We start from the raw sequence: 17,182 nt of genomic DNA, 5'->3' as shown, positions 1-17,182 counted from the left end.
AAATTCATATAAGGAAACTGTAATTTTAATAATTTTCGGTTTTAGTATATCTCTAAAAAGCTTTAATAACTTCCTATAAATATTAGTAAAATCTTATAATTATATATGCAAAAAAAGACTGACACAACTTTTCGTATGTATCAGTCTCTTAAATTAAATATTAATCAAGTTAATTGTAAATCAGCTTACGTAGATATTACTATCTTAGTAATTGAAGAACTCCTTGAGGTTGTTGGTTAGCTTGTGCAAGCATTGCTTGAGCTGCTTGTTGTAGTATGTTGTTCTTTGAGTAGTTCATCATTTCCTTAGCCATATCAACGTCTCTTACTCTGCTTTCTGCTGATTGTAAGTTTTCTGATGATGTATCTAAGTTAGCTATTGTGTGCTCTAATCTGTTTTGGTATGATCCTAGCTTAGCTCTTTCACTTGATACCTTATCGATTGCTTTTTGTATTGTATCGATTTGTGGTGTAATTCCTGCTGCAGATGTTTCTACATTAATGTTATTTACACTTAATGCTGTAGTATCCATTTTACCTATTGCTAATGTTACAGTTTGGTTCTTATTTGCACCAACTTGGAATACTACATTTGAAGCGCTACCATTGATTAACTTCTTAGTATTGAATTCTGTTTGGCTTGATATTCTGTTTATTTCATTCTTTAATTGTGATACTTCTAATTGTATTTGGCTTCTATCACCTGCTACGTTTGTATCATTAGTAGCTTGTACACTTAGTTCTCTCATTCTTTGAAGAATGCTGTGTGTTTCATTTAATGCACCTTCTGCTGTTTGAATTAATGATATACCATCTTGTGCATTTCTTGATGCTTGATCAAGTCCTCTGATTTGACCTCTCATCTTTTCTGATATTGCTAGTCCTGCAGCGTCATCTCCAGCTCTGTTTATTCTTAAACCTGAGCTTAATTTTTCCATTGACTTTCCTGCTGCACCTGTGTTGATTGCCATATTTCTATGTGCATTCATAGCATTAATATTGTGATTAATTATCATTGATAGTCCCTCCTTGATTTTTAAAGTGCACTTCCTTGTGCATTTTTATTGAATTAATATAGTTAAGTCTTCCGACTATACTTTATTATCGTTACCTATTTAATTTACTTTAGCTTTTTTTACATAGCTCCTAATTGAGAAGATAACCAGTTACTTTGTGAATTTAGTTTATTCATGTTTGATTCCAAAGTAGCGTACATTGAATATAATCTTTGTTGTTTTTGAGTAAACATCTCTTTCAAATCATTTAATCTAGTATTTTTTTGAACAAGTGTCTTAGATAATTCATTTTGGCTTACCCACTTTGTGTTAATATAACCAGCTTTTTTAATTAAAGAACCATCATTTCCTACATTCTTATCAAGTATGTCTTGGAATCTTCTAAAAATCCCTTTATTTCCAGAACTATCAGGGATTTGAGTAAATAGCTTCTGAACAAGGTCTCCTCTATCTTGAAGAGCTGTTTTTAGCTTAGTCTCATCTATTGTAAGCTTTCCTCCATCATAATAGTTTGATGTGGTTGTAATTCCAACTTCAGTTATACTAATTCCTGCTCCAGTAACAGTATTATAAATAGCTTGTCTCATCTGAGTTAAAATACCAGAAAGATAGCTATCTCTTCTAAGAATACCTTCCTTCGCCTTAGTCTCCCAATTAGTTATCTGATCAGTAGTCATAGAAGCCTTCTGAGCATCAGTTAAAGGTTTATAATTATAATCCTTTTTTTCAGTTACCTTTGTATTAATTTTGTCTATTAAGGTATTATAAGCATCAACAAATTTTTTAAACTTTTCAACTTGTGCTGAAGCATCAGATTTGACATTAAGATTTATCGCATCACCACCAGTAGTAGCAACTAAATTATAAGTAACCCCATCTATAGAAAAATTATTGGAGTTTTTAGTAACACTTACAAAATCAGTTTCTCCAGGTGCCTTAATTGAAAGATTAGCATCAACACCTATATAAGTACCAGCTATACCTAGCATCTTAGAAGATGTTGAACTTGATATTACAACATTATTATTAGAACCAGTATTTTTAGTTTGTATTGTCAGCTTATTTGTTAAATCACTAAAATTAATATCAAGATACGAACTTAATGATACATCTCCAACCTTTGTATTTCTTAAGTCATCCACAAACTGGGATACTGTTTTATTAGGATTAGTTGTAAGATCAATATTAACAGTAAACGGAGATCCTCCATTAACTGCAATAGTAAAACTATCTGTACCAGTTAAGCCTAAATCACTTAGCTTTGAACTTGAGTTAAAAGTATTGCCAAAATTTCTACCTATGTAGTCGCTGAACCCTTGTGCAGTAGTTGCACTATCTATAGACATAATATCATTTGAAAGAGCAGTAAACATAACCTTTCCGCCAACATTTCCAACACTCATCTTTGATGTTAATAATGTCGTATCGATTGCATTCATCTTAGCTTTAATATCATTTACAACGTCATTTGCAGTACTTGAACTTGAATAGTTAGTATCTAAAGTTATTTTGTATGTAGATGTTCCTATTTTAAATGATATATCTTTCCCATTGAGATTCGTCAAATTGCTAGGAAGATTAAATCCTAAACTTCCTAAGTCAGTTTGATCCTTAGCCCCTTCTGCAAGCTGATCTACTTTTACCTGATAAGTTCCTTTTATGGCTCCCGGAAGAGTAGTAGCTGTTAAATAGTTATCAGCAGCCACCCCGCTAGCCAAGGTACTTGTTGCAACTGTACCTGTAAAATTTGTGGAACTCATCATATTATCTGATTGTAGTATATCGAAATTTTTTCCGAAGTCCTTTAGTGTATTTATAAAATCAACATATGCTTCTTGTTGCCATTGTACGTACTGAATATCTTGCTTAGCTTGATCTATTTTTGTTTGATCCGCCGACATAGCTTGTTTTACTAATCCATCAGTATCCATCCCTGTAGCTAGTCCTGTAAGCCTCCCGTAATCAGTACTACTACTGCTACTACTTGAAGTACTTGAAATATTCAATGTTACCACCTCATTTAAATCTTTTTGTTAATTAGGTTATATCCGTTAAAGTTTCTATTATATGCTGTTAATGCATTAGATTTATCTTTTGATTCCTTTATCTCTTGTTGAATAGATTTCTTTTTTTCTCCAATTAATTTAATTAAAGTTTGATCTTGTTCTAAAAGCTTAAGTTCACTCGAAACTTTTTTAAACTCATCAGATTCATAATTACTAGCATCTATTAAATTTATTAAAGCCTGCTTTTGTATTAAGAGTTTAACAAACGCTTCCTCATGCTCTTCCTTTACAGAAGCAATTATTTGTTCAGTTATTTCCTTATACTGAATTAACTTATCTTTTAAATCATCCATTTTATCTAGCTACCTTTGCTAGTTTTTCTGCTTCATACCACGTATCTCTTACATTTTCAATTATTGGTATTACAGAATTCATAATTTCAACATCTTTTTTAATGTTAGCTTGCATTAACTGATATTTTATAAATTCATATACTGCAAATAGCTGTTTTGCCCAATCTCCAGCGTTTGTATCCAAACTTACCATAAGCTCTGTAAATATATCTTCTGTTCTTGTTATATTATCGTGCGCTTTTTTAGTATCTTTATCTAAAATAGCTTGTCTACCTATTTTAGAATATTTAACAGCTCCATCAACTAGCATTAGTAATAATTGTTCCTTGGATGCATAATTTACACTATTATTTTTATATACATTGTATCCATTGTTTCCGTACATAATATCCTCCTATTTTTTAACATCTATAAATATTCCTCTGTAGTTTTCCTTTGAATCCTTCTCTTTTGTTACTTCAACTTCTAAAGTTTCCGACTTATATCCATCTACAGTTACTACCTTTTGCTCTTTGATTATCTCTTCAAAGGATTCTTTGTGCTTGTCTTTTTTCTTTTTTTGATTCTTCTCTCTATATTTATAGCTATCACTTTGAGTTTCAATCTTTATTCCATCCTTAGAGTGTACCTTACCATCCCTAGTTTGTTCTTCAAGCTTATGTCTCAGGTCGGTATCTATCTTGTTTAATTTAAATTCCATATAGATTCCTCCTGTTCTTATATTTACTCAAAATATCTATACTTTTTTATCAAATATAACTCCAACCAACTCGCACATCTTAGCAACCATGTCCAAAATCTTTTTAGGAGGCACTTCCATCAGTACCTCTTTAGTTCTGTTATCTATAATCTTTATCATTATATCACTTTTAAATTTGTCATGAACTTCATAAACAGCATGAGCATTATCACCTTCTAAAAACCTATTAAGTTTTTCAACAGCTTTCTTTATCTCACGCTCATTATTCTTATTCTTTATATCTAGATTTTTTTTATCATCCACTGTTGATGTATTAGTTGTTTCTATTGGTTTGGTTTGATTTGTTGAATCTATAGCAGCCTGAGTCCCTTGATTTCCCCTAATCTCCATATTTCATACCCCTTTATTTATTGAGATTCTTAAGAACGTCTATATTTATAAGAGTAGCATTCTTATTTTCATCTTCAACTTCCTGAACAAGCTCTTTTCTAAGTATACTTAATTCTCTTGGAGCTTTTATAGCAAGTTTCACGCTACCATCGTCCAATTTAATAACCGAAATCTCTATATCATCACCTATTAGCAATGATTGACCCTTTTTTCTAGTTAAGACTAACATATTACTCACTCCTCAATACAGGATGCTTAATCATATATTTTTCATTATCTATGATTATTTGTTCCCCAAGCTTTGATTTTATATTAATTATTATAGGAGCTTTTAAATTCGTAGTAATCTCTTCGGCTTTAGAACTTAAGGTCACAGTATTTAATACTAAAACTTCACTTGAGTCTGTTATTTTAAGCTTTTCAATTACATAATCCTTCAGTTCAAATTCATATTCATTCACAACATCAAAGGGGGAAACTGCAACCAAACCTATTTCCTTATTTTCTATAGAATGAAGTATCTTAAAAACCGGATTTCCTTCGAAATCAATAAGTATAAACTTTTTTAGTTCTTGAAGTCCAGGTAACCCTTTAGTAAATGTAATTACATCCTCTTCGTCATAATTTAATATACCATGGTATTTAGTCTCTAGTTTCATAAAATCCCCTCCAATATTCCTATCTCAAGTAATCCATGAGAGAAGGTTGAATTATTTTTGCACTTGTCTGAAGTGATGCCATATATACCGTCTGCATTGTGCTGTATTCCATTGTTTTTTGAGTTATATCAATATCCTCAGTATTAGATAATACTTCAGTTAAATTATAATTTTCTTGATCATTTTTATCTTTAGCAGAATCCATTCTGTTCTGTTTAGCTCCAACTTCTGCCCTGATTTTTAGTATATTGCTTGCAGCAGCAGTTAAGTCATCTAGATTTTCACCTGTAAGCCTACTTTGTGCATCAGCTGATGATGAATCTAGGTTAGTAATTATATTATTTAACAAATTGCTAACATTTATTTGTTTTCCTTTTTCACTTGTGAAATTTAACACATCATACGCACTTACATTGTAATCCATTGTTACACCTTGTGATACTTCTACCGGCAATTTGCCTTTTATCATATCCATTTGGCTTGACATTGTTATATCAGTAGAATTTACAGAAAGCTCTTCTCCTTCTTTTCCTGCGAAGAATAAGCCCTTATTTCCGCTTGCATCAAAATCCTTTACTCCTAATGGTTTTGAAGTTACCTTACTCCCACCAAAAACATACTTTCCGTCAAAGTTAGAATTCAATATTTGTGCTATTTCTGATACCTTTTGATTCAACTCATCTTTTATAGCTCTTCTTTCATCCGATCCATATGCAGCATTCCCTGAAGATATTGTAAGTTCTCTAATTCTTTGGAAAGTTTGAGTTACTTGGTCTAAAGAAGTATCTGTTGCATCTAACCAGTTTATAGTATCACTTATATTTTCATTGTACTGTTTATTAGCAGAAATATCTGTGTTAAGTTGCATCGCTCTAGCAACTTTAAAAGGATCATCTGAAGGTCTTCTTATCTCTTTACCTGATGATAATTGAGATTGAAGTGTCTTCATATTGTTAAGATTTGTCCTCATATCACTTAAGAAGTTATTTGACAACATTCTATTAGTTACTCTCATTTAAATACTCCTTTACTATCTCTTTAATCCATTTACTACTACATCAAGAAGCTCGTCCACTGTAGAAATAACCTTTGCATTTGCACTGTATGCATGTTGAAATTGCACTAAGTTAGCCATTTCTTCATCAAGAGACACTCCTGATACACTATCTTTAGTCTGATTAAGTGAATCCAAAAGCTGCTGTTGGTTAGTTACCATTCTTGACGCTTCTTGAGCTTGTACACCTAATTTATCTATCGAATCTTTAAAGTACGCTTCTAAAGTAGTTCCATTATTATTATTTTCGATTGTTAACCCATTATCCTTTAGTACTGCTTTACCTTTTGTTAAATCAAAAAGATCTGCTCTTGATTTAACAGTAGCTCCTACATCTTGTATAGCAATTAAATTATTCTTAAGCTGTGCTATAGCTAGCGCTCTAGCTCCATCACCTTCACCATCTACGGTGTTTTGTGAAGCATAGGCAAAATCCGAATCTCTTGTTTTTGTCTTTAATTTCATAACATCACTAAGAATTTCTTTATTTACCGTTATGTTCTCAGCTGTAATTTCTGATTCATTTTTTAATGTATCATCAAGATTTATCATCTGACCATTTACACTATATTTAGCTACTGATTTATTTACGAATAAAGGCATATAATCCTTATCAGGAAATCCATTTGTAGTTGTGCTTGACATACCACTATGTATAGCATTAACTGTAAATGCAATAGATTTAGCTAATTTATTTACTTGATCTATATAGCTATCTATATCTTTTTGTATTGTTATATTTCCTTTAACTTCTCCTGATGCTGGTGAAAATAATTTAAGTTCTTGTACATCCACTACTGATCCATCTTTTAACGGATAGCCATCAGCTTTAGTTGCAACTCCATCACTATTGGCCCAAATAACTCTTGTCTCTTCTATCTCTTTTGCTTGATCCGGACTAACATTGGTTAAAGTAATTGTTTGCTTATTACTTTCATTGTCCATACTTCCAAGCTTATAATAGGTTATCTTATAAGTAGTTCCTGTATCATCTGTTGGATCTTTTTCCATACTACTTATATATGAAAATCTTGCAACATCACTGTCTCCGTCAGCTTTAACAAGTTCCGGTGCTTTCATCCCATTAACATCCGCTGGTCTAAGATTAATTCCTTCAAAAGCTTTCTTGTCTATATTTAAGTTAAATTTGCTAGATAATTGGTCAATAAGTAAATCTCTTTTATCCATTAAGTCGTTAGGTGTGTCTCCAGCATTTTTAACGCTTATTATCTCTTTATTTAATTCACCAATCTGGTTTAAGGTACTGTTCATATCAGTAACTGTGTTTTTTATAAGACTTTGAGCATTATTTTTCAAATCTTTAAGTTGTGTATATGTATGATTTAATGAATCTGTAAGAGCTAAGGTTTGCTGAACAACTACAGTTCTTGCATTTGAGCTCTGAGGTTGCTTGGACAATTGTTGCCATGCATCAAAGAATTTCCCCATCAACGAAGATATACCAGTATCAGATGGTTCACTAAAAACATCTTCAATCTGGCTTAAGAAACTACTCCTAGTATTAAATTGTCCAGATATACTTGTTTCATTTCTTACTTGATAATCTAAAAAAGTATCTCTTATTCTCTCAACTGTGGAAACCTGTGCTCCTGTTCCAAGTTGTCCTGCTTCCATACCACCTAAAGATTGAGGTCTAGTAGTTTCTATGTTTGCTCTTTGTCTAGAGTATCCAGCCGTATTAGCATTTGCTATATTATGTGAAGTTACGTCAATAGATTTTTGCTGAACCGACATACCGCTTTTTGCTATATTAAATGTAGAAAATAAACCTGACATATTTCCTCCCCCTACTACCTTGACATTTTTCCGTATGAGTTATAAGTTTTCATTTCTCTGTTCGGATTTATATAATTTAACATTTGGTTAGTATATGAAAGCTGCTGCTTTAAGAGTAAATCATTTGTATCCTTTTGAAGTCTCACCGCCTCTAAAAGTTTCAAAATATCTCTATAACTTTCTTCCAGTTTTTCGTTTCCTGAAGAAAATACAACTTCTTTCATCGAATTGCCTCCAACAAGCTTTCTTCTTTTAACTTCTTCTTCAGCTATTTCTTTATTACAAGCTTGAATTTTGTTTGCAACATCATCTAATCCAAATACATCTTTCTTTAATATATATGAATATTGATTATCTAGTAACGAAAGAAGCTTATTAAGCGCTTCTTTTTCACTAAGTATTACATTAATAAGCTCTTCGTACATTTTAAACCCTTCCTTCACTTATAGAATTAATCATTGCTTGAGCTATCTTCTCATTGTTTGGTTTATATGTTCCATTTGCAACTTGCATTCTTAACGCTTCTACCTTTTCACTTCTAGGCATTACATCATCTCCTAAAGAAAAGTTACTTAAAGCTCTAGCTGCTCCTGATATTTCTAAACTATCTTTTTTCACGCTTTCAGCTTTCTGAGTTGCTTTTACTTTATTAACATTATATATATCAATTACATTTCTAGTTGGTCCTACTCCTTTGATATTCATAACTTACCTCCACTGTACTGTATTCACTACTTATATTATCGTGCAATGAATAAATTAGTTTATACTTAGTTTTTGTATTTGTAAAAATTTCCTAATTATTAAAACTCATTTTAAGTGCCATTTTTGACATCTTATACCTTATTATGTACCTGTTAGAAAAAAACATGTTTTATTAACAAAATATTAACAATTATATTGTTTCCATAACTTCTAAAGTTTATTTAATTTTTTACTTAAACTTATTTCTAACAGGTTTAAAGAGTTCCTATATCGAAACTTAATTTATACTTGTTTAATAATCACGGCTTCTGGTGATTATATCAGGCATGTATAAATTAATAGTTGAGTTAGGAACTCTACAATATAAGTTTAATTCTTTAATTTAAGTTATTTATCCAGTTAAAACATATATTAATACTCATCAATATTATCGGCTATAATTAACAATACCTTTAAAATAATAAAAAGCACTTTCCTGCTTAATTCAGGAACAGTGCTTTTTATCATCTCAAAGACTTTATTCTCTCTGCGTTGCTTACGATACTTGTGATTCTAACTCCAAAGTTTTCATCCACTACCACAACCTCACCAAAAGCTACTCTTTTGCCATTAACTAAAATCTCTACAGGTTCATCAGCAACTTTATCTAGTTCAATTAATGATCCATTACTAAGAGATAAAATATCTTTAATACTTTTCTTAGTTCTACCAAGAACCACAGATATTTCTAATGGAACATCTAATATTAAATCTATATTTTTATGTGCTGGTCCAGATGGACTTGAAGTTAAGTTATCAAAAGATGCTTGATGAACTTCCACAGGAGTTCTTTGCTCTTGATATATTGGTTTTTCTTGTACAAAGTGATTATAGTCATTGTGACTTTCTTGGGCATGATATGTATTAGATGGTTCAGGATTACTAGCTACTCGAACTTCCTGTTGTGGTGCTCTTTCTTGCACTTTAGGCTGTTCATTAGCTGGTTCTGCTTGCTGCTCTTCTCCCATCATTATAGAAACAATCTTTTTAGCAGTTTTCAAAGGTAGTAACTGCATTATATTACTATCTACTAAATCACCTATAGTTAACTTAAATGATACTTTTACTAGAGGATCATCTTCTCCAATACCTTCTGAAACCGGTTCGTTTTCTTCATCCCAAGTTTTAGAAATAGGTGGAGATATATTTACTTCTCTAGCAAACATAGTAGCCATTGAAGTTGCTGCTGATCCAATCATTTGATTCATAGCTTCTTGAACTGCACTAAGCTCTATCTCTGACAGCTCTGTAGTACTTACAGTACCATCTCCGCCCATCATTAAATTTGCTATTACTGCAGCATCGTTAATTTGCATTATTAATATATTCTTTCCTAATATACCTGAAGTATATTCAACTTCAAGAACTATATTAGGTATATGGAACTGTTCTTTTAGCTCTCCCAATGTAGTTGTACTTACCACTGGTGTAGTAATATTAACAGATTGATTAATTATTTGGGATAGAGCTGTAGAGGCTGACCCCATTGAAATATTTCCTATCTCACCTAACAGATCTTTATCAATATCTGTTATACCCTCTTCAGTGTTACCTGTTGTGGACTCCGCTGGTGTTGATGGACCATTCAACAAAGAATCTATTTCTTCTTGTGTAAGAAATCCATTACTCATAATCTTCCACATCCTTACCTATAACGTCTAGTATGGCTATTCCCATATTCTTGCCTACAATACCTGGTTTAGCCAGGTAACATTCTTCATCTTCAACAATTACTTTTACAGGGCTATTATATTTATTATCAAGCTTAATGACATCGCCTTTTACTAGTCTTAAGAATTCATCTACACTAACTTCTGTACTACCAAGCTCAACCATAAGATTAACGTCTACAGAATCTAATCTCTTCTTCAAGTCTTCTCTTGTATGCTCTCTATCTTCATCAGCATCTGGCTGGAACCAGTTTTGCATAACTAACTTATCAAGTAATTTCTCTATACTTAGGTAAGGAATACAAAGGTTTATAAAAGTATTGCTTTTACCCATTTCTACAGAGAAAGTTATAAGCGCAACTGGTTCATTTGGAGCCAGAGTTTGATTAAGAGCAGGATTAGTTTCTAAGCTTTCTACTTCGATATCCACTTCTAAAATATCTTCCCAAGCAAGCTTTAAATTGGACAGTAACCCTGTAGCTACTTGTATTATGATATTTTTGTCTATATCCGTGAATTCTTTACTTACATGTCTTCGCTCTCCAGTTCCTCCAAGTAATATATCAATTACCTGAAAGGAGAAACTTGGATTCATCTCAAAGAGAATTGAACCATTTAATGGTGGCATCTTAAACAAAAGTAACGTAGTAGGATTAGATACACTATGAATAAATTCTTCATAGGTTACCTGCTCAATATTTTCTATATTAACCTTTGTATTTTTTCTCACCTGAGCAGTAAGAAAATTAGATATTATTCTTGCAAAATTATCATGTATAAGCTCAAGAGTCCTTATATGTTCTTTAGAAAACTTCTGAGGACTTCTAAAGTCATACACCTTAACTTTTTGCTTTTCTTCATCTTTTTGCAATTCCTCTGGCTCAAGTTCTCCAGCAGACAAGGCAGACAATAGGGCGTCTATTTCACTTTGTGATAATACATCTGCCATACTCTTACCTCACTTCACTAATTAAAATTTTAGTATTTTATTTATATCTACTAATGTAACTAGTTTATCATCAAAATTCACTATACCTTTTACATAGCTTTGATATCTTTCATTTTCAAGTTTTTGAAGTAGCTTTTCATCTATTTCTAAAACTTCTTCCACTTCATCTACTGATATACCAACTTGCTCATCATCAACATTTAATATTATTATATTACTTTGATCCTTTAGAGACTTTGGTATGTTTAATAGTAGATTTATGTCTAATAGCGGTATTATGCTACCTCTAAGATTTATTAGTCCTCTTATATGGACTGGGGCTTTAGGAACTTTTGTTACCTCGGTCATATCAGTAATACTCAGAACCTTTGCTGTTTCTACTGCAAAAAGTTCATCACTAATCTTAAATACAACAACTTGCATTTTCATGCCCCCTCATTTAGCCGATTGCCTTTTTTATTGCTTCCAGTACTCTGTCTGCTTGGAATGGCTTTACAATAAAGTCTTTTGCGCCTGCTCTTATAGCATCCATAACCATACCTTGTTGACCCATTGCACTACACATTATTACCTTTGCTGCTGGATCAAATGCTTTTATGTTCTTAACTGCTTCAATACCATCCATATCAGGCATTGTTATATCCATAGTTACAACATCTGGTTTTTCCTTTTTGTAAAGTTCAACAGCCTTAATTCCATTGCTTGCTTCACCTACAACTTCAAATCCATTCTTTTCAAGTATATCCTTTATCATCATTCTCATAAATGCTGCGTCATCAACAATTAATACTCTAGCCATTTAGAATCCCCCTATCTATATTACACCTATTGAATTTAATATTTTTTCTAAAGATCCAGGATTAGGAACAAAATAAAAATGTCCACCTATATTTTCTGCATCTTCACCTAATAGCATTGTTTCAATTTCTAATACATTATCTGAATACTGAGCTGACTCTACAAATGTAGCACTTAAAATTGCACTGAGCATATCAAAGGCCACAGCTGGTACTGATGGCATGATACTCAAATTTGTAAGTCTTGCAATAGCATTCATATATGCTGCAGAGATAATGTTACCTATCTCACATAAGACAGAACTTCCCATTTCACTAAAATCGTCTTCTTTCATTCCAGTCAACACTTCTATTATATTAGAAGCTGTCGATTTTTCAAATACAAATAATATATTTCCTGGCGTATCTCCTAGAACTTTGACTAATACTGCAGCCACAAGTTCTTCTTCGGAAACAAAGTTATAAATATCCATAAAATCTATTACTTTAACATTTGGAACTGTCATGTCAATTTTTCTATTTAGCAATTGAGAAAGAGCTGTGGCAGCATTTCCTGCACCAATATTGCTTACTTCCCTAAGGGCATCCAGCTGAAGTGCACTTAATTGCGTATAATCCATCACAATCCTCCTTCTAGGCTCTAAATTAAAGCACCTACATCAAGTATAAGTGTAACAAGACCATTACCAAGTATGGTTGCTCCTATATACTCTTTTAGTCCTTCAAGAGTCTTTCCTAAAGGTTTTATTACTATTTCCTGTTGACCTAGTAATGAATCAACTAAAAGACCAACCACTTTATCTCCGACCTTAACTATTATAATAAAATTCTTATCCTTTTTGCTAGTGTCAATTTGTAAAGTTTCATTAAGTCTTATTAGAGGTATTACATTATCTCTATAAACTATAACTTCTCTTCCATTAGTTTTCTTAATATTCTCTTCTTTATAATCGATAACTCTGTCTATAAATCCAAGAGATATAGCAAGTGTTTCTTCTCCAACCTTAACAAGCAATGCTTGAATTATTTGAAGTGTCAACGGTAATCTTATTATGAAGCTCGAACCTTTACCTATTTCACTTACTACATCAACGGTTCCTCCAAGTGCAGATATTTTTGTTTTAACAACATCCATACCTACGCCTCTTCCTGATATATCAGTAACAACTTCATTAGTACTAAAGCCTTGAGAGAAAATTAAGTTCTTTATATCATTTTCAGTCATTCCCTCAGTGTTTATACCTATTTTTTCAGCTTTACGTCTAACTTTTTCTACATCTATACCAGCACCATCGTCTTCAACTCTAATTACTGCCTTTGTTCCTTCTTGATATGCAGAAAGTTTGACAGTTCCCATAAGATCTTTTCCTGATTTAGCTCTGTCTTCTTTATTTTCTATACCATGATCAGCAGCATTTCTAAGTAGATGGATTAACGGTTCTCCAATTTCATCAATTACAGTTCTATCAAGCTCTGTATCTTGACCTTCTACTATGAAGTTAATGTCTTTGTTAAGTTCTACAGATAAATCTCTTATCATTCTTGGGAATCTATTGAACACAACTTCTAGAGGAAGCATTCTGATTTTCATTACAAGATCCTGTAAATCAGAAGTAGTTCTAGCAACTTGTTCTAGAGTTTCATTCAATTCTGGCGCTCTATAACTTGTGCTGATCTGCTCTAGTCTGGTTCTGTGAATAACTAACTCTGAAACCATGTTCATTAGCTTATCTAATCTCTCTAAGTCAACTCTTACTGATTGATGAACCTTCTTTTGAGGAGCAGCATTTCCACTCTTCTTTTCTTCAGCTTTTGGTTTATTTGTAACTATAGGCTTAGGAGCCACTGTGTTTGACGTTTCATCTACTTTAACTGTGTTAACTTCTTCTTTAGTTACTGCAACTTCATTTACCTTATCTATTTTTAATTCGACTTCTTCTACGGAAACTTTATCCACTTCTGAAATATTTTCTACAATTTTTTCAATTTCACTAGTTTCTAAGGTTGTAATTACAATAAGTTCTATAGTAAAATCAAAATTTTCATTTTCTATATCTTCTGTAGAAGGATAGGATTTTATTACTTCTCCATGCTCTTCTAGTTCTTTAAATATTAAGAAAGCTCTAGCTGACTTAAGTAAAGTATTTTCACTAAGCGCTATAAATACCCTTATAGCTTTATAACCCTTTTCATGAGCTTGCTTAATTACATTAACATCATATTCATTAATGTCTATTATGTAATTTGAAGAATCTGTATTCTGAACAGCTACTTCTTCTACTACTGAAGGAGCTGCTTCTTGCTCATTAGAACTTATATCATGCAAATCCTTCATTATCTTTTCTATGTCAACCTTTTCCTCTATACCTTCAGAGATATTATTGACCATTCTTTCAAGAGTATCTAAGCAATCGAAAAGAACAGTAACAACATTTTGAGTAACCTTAAGTTCCCCTTCTCTAAACTTTGAGAGTACATCTTCCATTTTATGTGTAAGTTCTGCAATATCACTAAATCCCATAGTTGCAGCCATACCTTTTATAGTATGCGCTACTCTAAATATTTCATTTAACTTATCAATATCATCTGGCTTTTGTTCCAAGTCAAGTAGAGATTCATTTAGAGTCTGTAAATTGTCCATGGACTCTTCTAAGAACATTGAAAGATATTGAGATGTGTCCATAATTATCCCTCCTGTATTCCTTATTAGCACACAACAATTATTAATTGTTGCGCCTCCTGTTATTCTCCGAAGCACACAACAATTATCAATTGTTGTGCCTCCTGTATTCCTTATTAGCACATAACAATTATTAATTGTTATGCCTCCTGTATTCCTTATTAGCACGTAACAATTATCAATTGTTACGCCTCCTGTTATTCTCCGAAGCACGTAACAAGTATATTTGTTGTGGCTTCTGCACTCCTGTGAAAGCATACTTAAGTTACTGTGTTATAATCATCTAGGTTCACAGATTGTTGCTTAAAAAGAAGTATTTCTAATTAACTTTTTATTTTCATAAAACTTATTATCTTAATTAAAATATGAATGTTATTGATTATGTACACTTTAATAATCGTATAAAAGGTTGCATTTCTTTATAGTAAATAATTCTATTAATTATTGTATATAATTTATCATCATATTTAAAGCTATTTTAGTTATAATCCTACAAATTTCTACCTATTTATTAGTATTACTATAATTATGTTGATATATTATAGCTTCCTATAGATAAAAGTAGAAGCTTTTTCAAAACCAAAGTCCTTATAGTTATATATACTTTCTGTAGCTCCTACGAATAGTAATCCGCCCTTTTTAAGTGAGGCTGCAAATCTTTTATATATATCATTTTTCACATCCACATTGAAGTAAATAACAACATTTCTGCAAACAATTAAATCAAAATTGTTCTCGTAGCTATCAAGTATAAGATCATGTTTCTTAAAAGTAATCATATTCTTAACGCTTTGATCTATATGATATTTATCTTTTACTTTTTTGAAATATTTATCTAGTTCTTTTTGCTTTACATTTTTCATTTCGTTGTCAGTATACTCACCAAGCTTAGCTTTTGTAAGTATTGTATTGTCTATATCAGTGGCAATTATCTTATGTCTACCAGTTGGACTAATATTATTCAAAATCATAGAAATAGAATAAGGTTCACATCCTATAGAACAAGCAGCACTCCATATCTTAAGACTGTTATTAGACGCTACTTCCTTTTTTAAAATACCTTCAAGCTCTTCAAAAAGCTCTGGATTTCTAAAAAACTCTGTAACATTTATAGTTATGAAGTCTAAAAACTTTTGTCTGTGGTCTTTATCAGTTTTTATGAGCTTTGTATATTCATCTAAAGATTTAACGCCTAATCTTGTCATTAAGCTTTCAATTCTTCTATTTAACTGAGTTGGTTTATATGCTGACAAATTTATTCCAAGTTCTTTATGTACCCACTGATGAAACTGATTGAAATCCATAACTCACCTATTATCCTTTCACTAATGTAGCTATTTTTTTTGCTATATATCCTAAAGGCAATACTTCATCTACTTTTCCTGTTTCAAAGGTAGCTTTAGGCATACCATATATAGTACAAGTTGATTCATCCTCAGAAATAGTATGTCCACCTGCATTTTTTATGGATACTGTGCCTTGAGCTCCATCTTTTCCCATTCCTGTCAGCACTACAGACAATTGATTTTTTCCATATACAGTAGCTGAACTATGGAATAATTTATCTACAGCTGGTCTTACTCCCCAGATGCTAGGTTCTTGATTCAAAGATATCTTTTTATCTTTTGAAATCTCCATATGAAATCCACCTGGTGCTATATATATTACATTTCTCTCGATATTCATATTATTTTCAGCCTCAACCACCTTAAGGTTGCAGAGATTGTTTAATCTTTCTGCGAAAGTCTTTGTGAACCCTGCTGGCATATGCTGTACTACTAATACCGGAACCCCTAAATCTCCAGGAAGTTCTGTGAGCACAGTTTGTAAAGCTCTTGGTCCTCCAGTTGAGGCACCAATTACTACAGCTTCAATCTTACCTGTTGCTCTACTATTTGTTACATACCTTGCTGGTTCTTTCTTTTCTACTTTAAAATCAAATAATGATTTTTTTATTGATGCCACTGCTCTTATTTTATGTACAAGTTCTAATTTAACTTTATTTATGTCCAATGATATGGAGCCTGATGGCTTAGAAACAAAGTCAGCTGCACCAGCATCTAAACAATCTAATGTAGTTCTTGAGGAACTAGTTGTTAAACTGCTAAGCATTATAACCTTTGCATTTCTGTTAGTGAGCTTAAGCTTTTTCAATGCAGTTATACCATCCATCTTTGGCATTTCTACATCTAAGGTAATTACATCTGGATTATAACCTCCTACCTTCTCAACGAACTCCTCACCATTTCTTGCTGTAGCTATAACTTCCATATCTGTCTCTTCATTTATCATGTCAGAAATTATCTTTCTCATAAGTGCAGAATCGTCTACTACCATAACTTTTATTTTATTCAAGATTATCACTCCA

Annotated in this window: 20 protein-coding genes; all 20 read right to left on the bottom strand. The window is 32.0% G+C overall.

The features are described 5' to 3' along the window. Positions 1–199: 199 nt before the first annotated feature. The 20 genes from C1I91_RS08310 to C1I91_RS08215 all read right to left on the bottom strand — a co-directional run bounded on the left by C1I91_RS08310 (position 200) and on the right by C1I91_RS08215 (position 17,169). Positions 200–1,015 (bottom strand): flagellin N-terminal helical domain-containing protein, encoded by an 816-nt coding sequence (locus C1I91_RS08310; protein ID WP_128212460.1) that lies wholly within the window; start codon positions 1,013–1,015, stop codon positions 200–202. 119 nt (positions 1,016–1,134) lie between these two features. Further along, positions 1,135–3,021: a flagellar filament capping protein FliD gene (fliD, locus tag C1I91_RS08305; protein ID WP_128212459.1), complete on the bottom strand. Its 1,887-nt coding sequence runs from the start codon at positions 3,019–3,021 to the stop codon at positions 1,135–1,137. A gap of 14 nt (positions 3,022–3,035) precedes the next feature. After that, positions 3,036–3,374 (bottom strand): flagellar protein FliT, encoded by a 339-nt coding sequence (gene fliT, locus C1I91_RS08300; RefSeq protein ID WP_128212458.1) that lies wholly within the window; start codon positions 3,372–3,374, stop codon positions 3,036–3,038. Between the two features lies 1 nt (position 3,375). Next, complete coding sequence (gene fliS / locus C1I91_RS08295; RefSeq protein ID WP_128212457.1) at positions 3,376–3,759, bottom strand: flagellar export chaperone FliS; 384 nt, start codon at positions 3,757–3,759, stop codon at positions 3,376–3,378. Positions 3,760–3,768: 9 nt separating this feature from the next. Next, a complete protein-coding gene (locus tag C1I91_RS08290; RefSeq protein WP_128212456.1) occupies positions 3,769–4,074 on the bottom strand; it encodes a hypothetical protein in 306 nt (101 codons plus the stop codon). Positions 4,075–4,110: 36 nt separating this feature from the next. After that, entirely contained in the window at positions 4,111–4,464 is a 354-nt protein-coding gene (locus tag C1I91_RS08285) for a flagellar protein FlaG (protein ID WP_128212455.1), read from the bottom strand. Between the two features lie 13 nt (positions 4,465–4,477). Beyond that, a complete protein-coding gene (gene csrA / locus C1I91_RS08280) occupies positions 4,478–4,693 on the bottom strand; it encodes a carbon storage regulator CsrA (protein WP_128212454.1) in 216 nt (71 codons plus the stop codon). 1 nt (position 4,694) lies between these two features. Next, complete coding sequence (gene fliW, locus C1I91_RS08275) at positions 4,695–5,123, bottom strand: flagellar assembly protein FliW (RefSeq protein WP_128212453.1); 429 nt, start codon at positions 5,121–5,123, stop codon at positions 4,695–4,697. A 19-nt stretch (positions 5,124–5,142) separates the two neighbouring features. Then, positions 5,143–6,138, bottom strand: a complete 996-nt coding sequence (gene flgL / locus C1I91_RS08270) for a flagellar hook-associated protein FlgL (RefSeq protein ID WP_128212452.1) — start codon at positions 6,136–6,138, stop codon at positions 5,143–5,145. A gap of 15 nt (positions 6,139–6,153) precedes the next feature. Then, positions 6,154–7,974 (bottom strand): flagellar hook-associated protein FlgK, encoded by a 1,821-nt coding sequence (flgK, locus tag C1I91_RS08265; RefSeq protein ID WP_128212451.1) that lies wholly within the window; start codon positions 7,972–7,974, stop codon positions 6,154–6,156. A 14-nt stretch (positions 7,975–7,988) separates the two neighbouring features. After that, complete coding sequence (locus C1I91_RS08260; protein ID WP_128212450.1) at positions 7,989–8,399, bottom strand: flagellar protein FlgN; 411 nt, start codon at positions 8,397–8,399, stop codon at positions 7,989–7,991. 1 nt (position 8,400) lies between these two features. Continuing rightward, positions 8,401–8,679: a flagellar biosynthesis anti-sigma factor FlgM gene (gene flgM, locus C1I91_RS08255; protein WP_128212449.1), complete on the bottom strand. Its 279-nt coding sequence runs from the start codon at positions 8,677–8,679 to the stop codon at positions 8,401–8,403. Positions 8,680–9,182: 503 nt separating this feature from the next. Further along, entirely contained in the window at positions 9,183–10,349 is a 1,167-nt protein-coding gene (gene fliY, locus C1I91_RS08250; RefSeq protein WP_128212448.1) for a flagellar motor switch phosphatase FliY, read from the bottom strand. Beyond that, entirely contained in the window at positions 10,342–11,337 is a 996-nt protein-coding gene (gene fliM / locus C1I91_RS08245; protein WP_128212447.1) for a flagellar motor switch protein FliM, read from the bottom strand. The genes fliY and fliM overlap by 8 nt, the downstream gene beginning before the upstream one ends. Before the next feature lie 21 nt (positions 11,338–11,358). Further along, on the bottom strand, positions 11,359–11,760 hold the full coding sequence (locus C1I91_RS08240; protein ID WP_128212446.1) for a chemotaxis protein CheW: 402 nt from the start codon (positions 11,758–11,760) through the stop codon (positions 11,359–11,361). Positions 11,761–11,776: 16 nt separating this feature from the next. Further along, entirely contained in the window at positions 11,777–12,136 is a 360-nt protein-coding gene (locus tag C1I91_RS08235; protein ID WP_128212445.1) for a response regulator, read from the bottom strand. 15 nt (positions 12,137–12,151) lie between these two features. After that, positions 12,152–12,754, bottom strand: coding sequence for a chemotaxis protein CheC (locus C1I91_RS08230; RefSeq protein ID WP_128212444.1), 603 nt, complete (start codon positions 12,752–12,754; stop codon positions 12,152–12,154). Positions 12,755–12,774: 20 nt separating this feature from the next. Next, positions 12,775–14,817, bottom strand: coding sequence for a chemotaxis protein CheA (locus C1I91_RS08225; RefSeq protein ID WP_128212443.1), 2,043 nt, complete (start codon positions 14,815–14,817; stop codon positions 12,775–12,777). Positions 14,818–15,353: 536 nt separating this feature from the next. Continuing rightward, positions 15,354–16,118 (bottom strand): CheR family methyltransferase, encoded by a 765-nt coding sequence (locus C1I91_RS08220; protein ID WP_128212442.1) that lies wholly within the window; start codon positions 16,116–16,118, stop codon positions 15,354–15,356. Positions 16,119–16,128: 10 nt separating this feature from the next. Next, on the bottom strand, positions 16,129–17,169 hold the full coding sequence (locus C1I91_RS08215; RefSeq protein ID WP_128212441.1) for a protein-glutamate methylesterase/protein-glutamine glutaminase: 1,041 nt from the start codon (positions 17,167–17,169) through the stop codon (positions 16,129–16,131). Between the last annotated feature and the right edge of the window lie 13 nt (positions 17,170–17,182).

Source organism: Clostridium manihotivorum, from assembly GCF_004015185.1.
Lineage (GTDB): Bacteria > Bacillota > Clostridia > Clostridiales > Clostridiaceae > Clostridium_AR > Clostridium_AR manihotivorum.
Note: the sequence above shows the minus strand (reverse complement) of the source record. Positions and strands in the feature narration are given on the sequence as shown.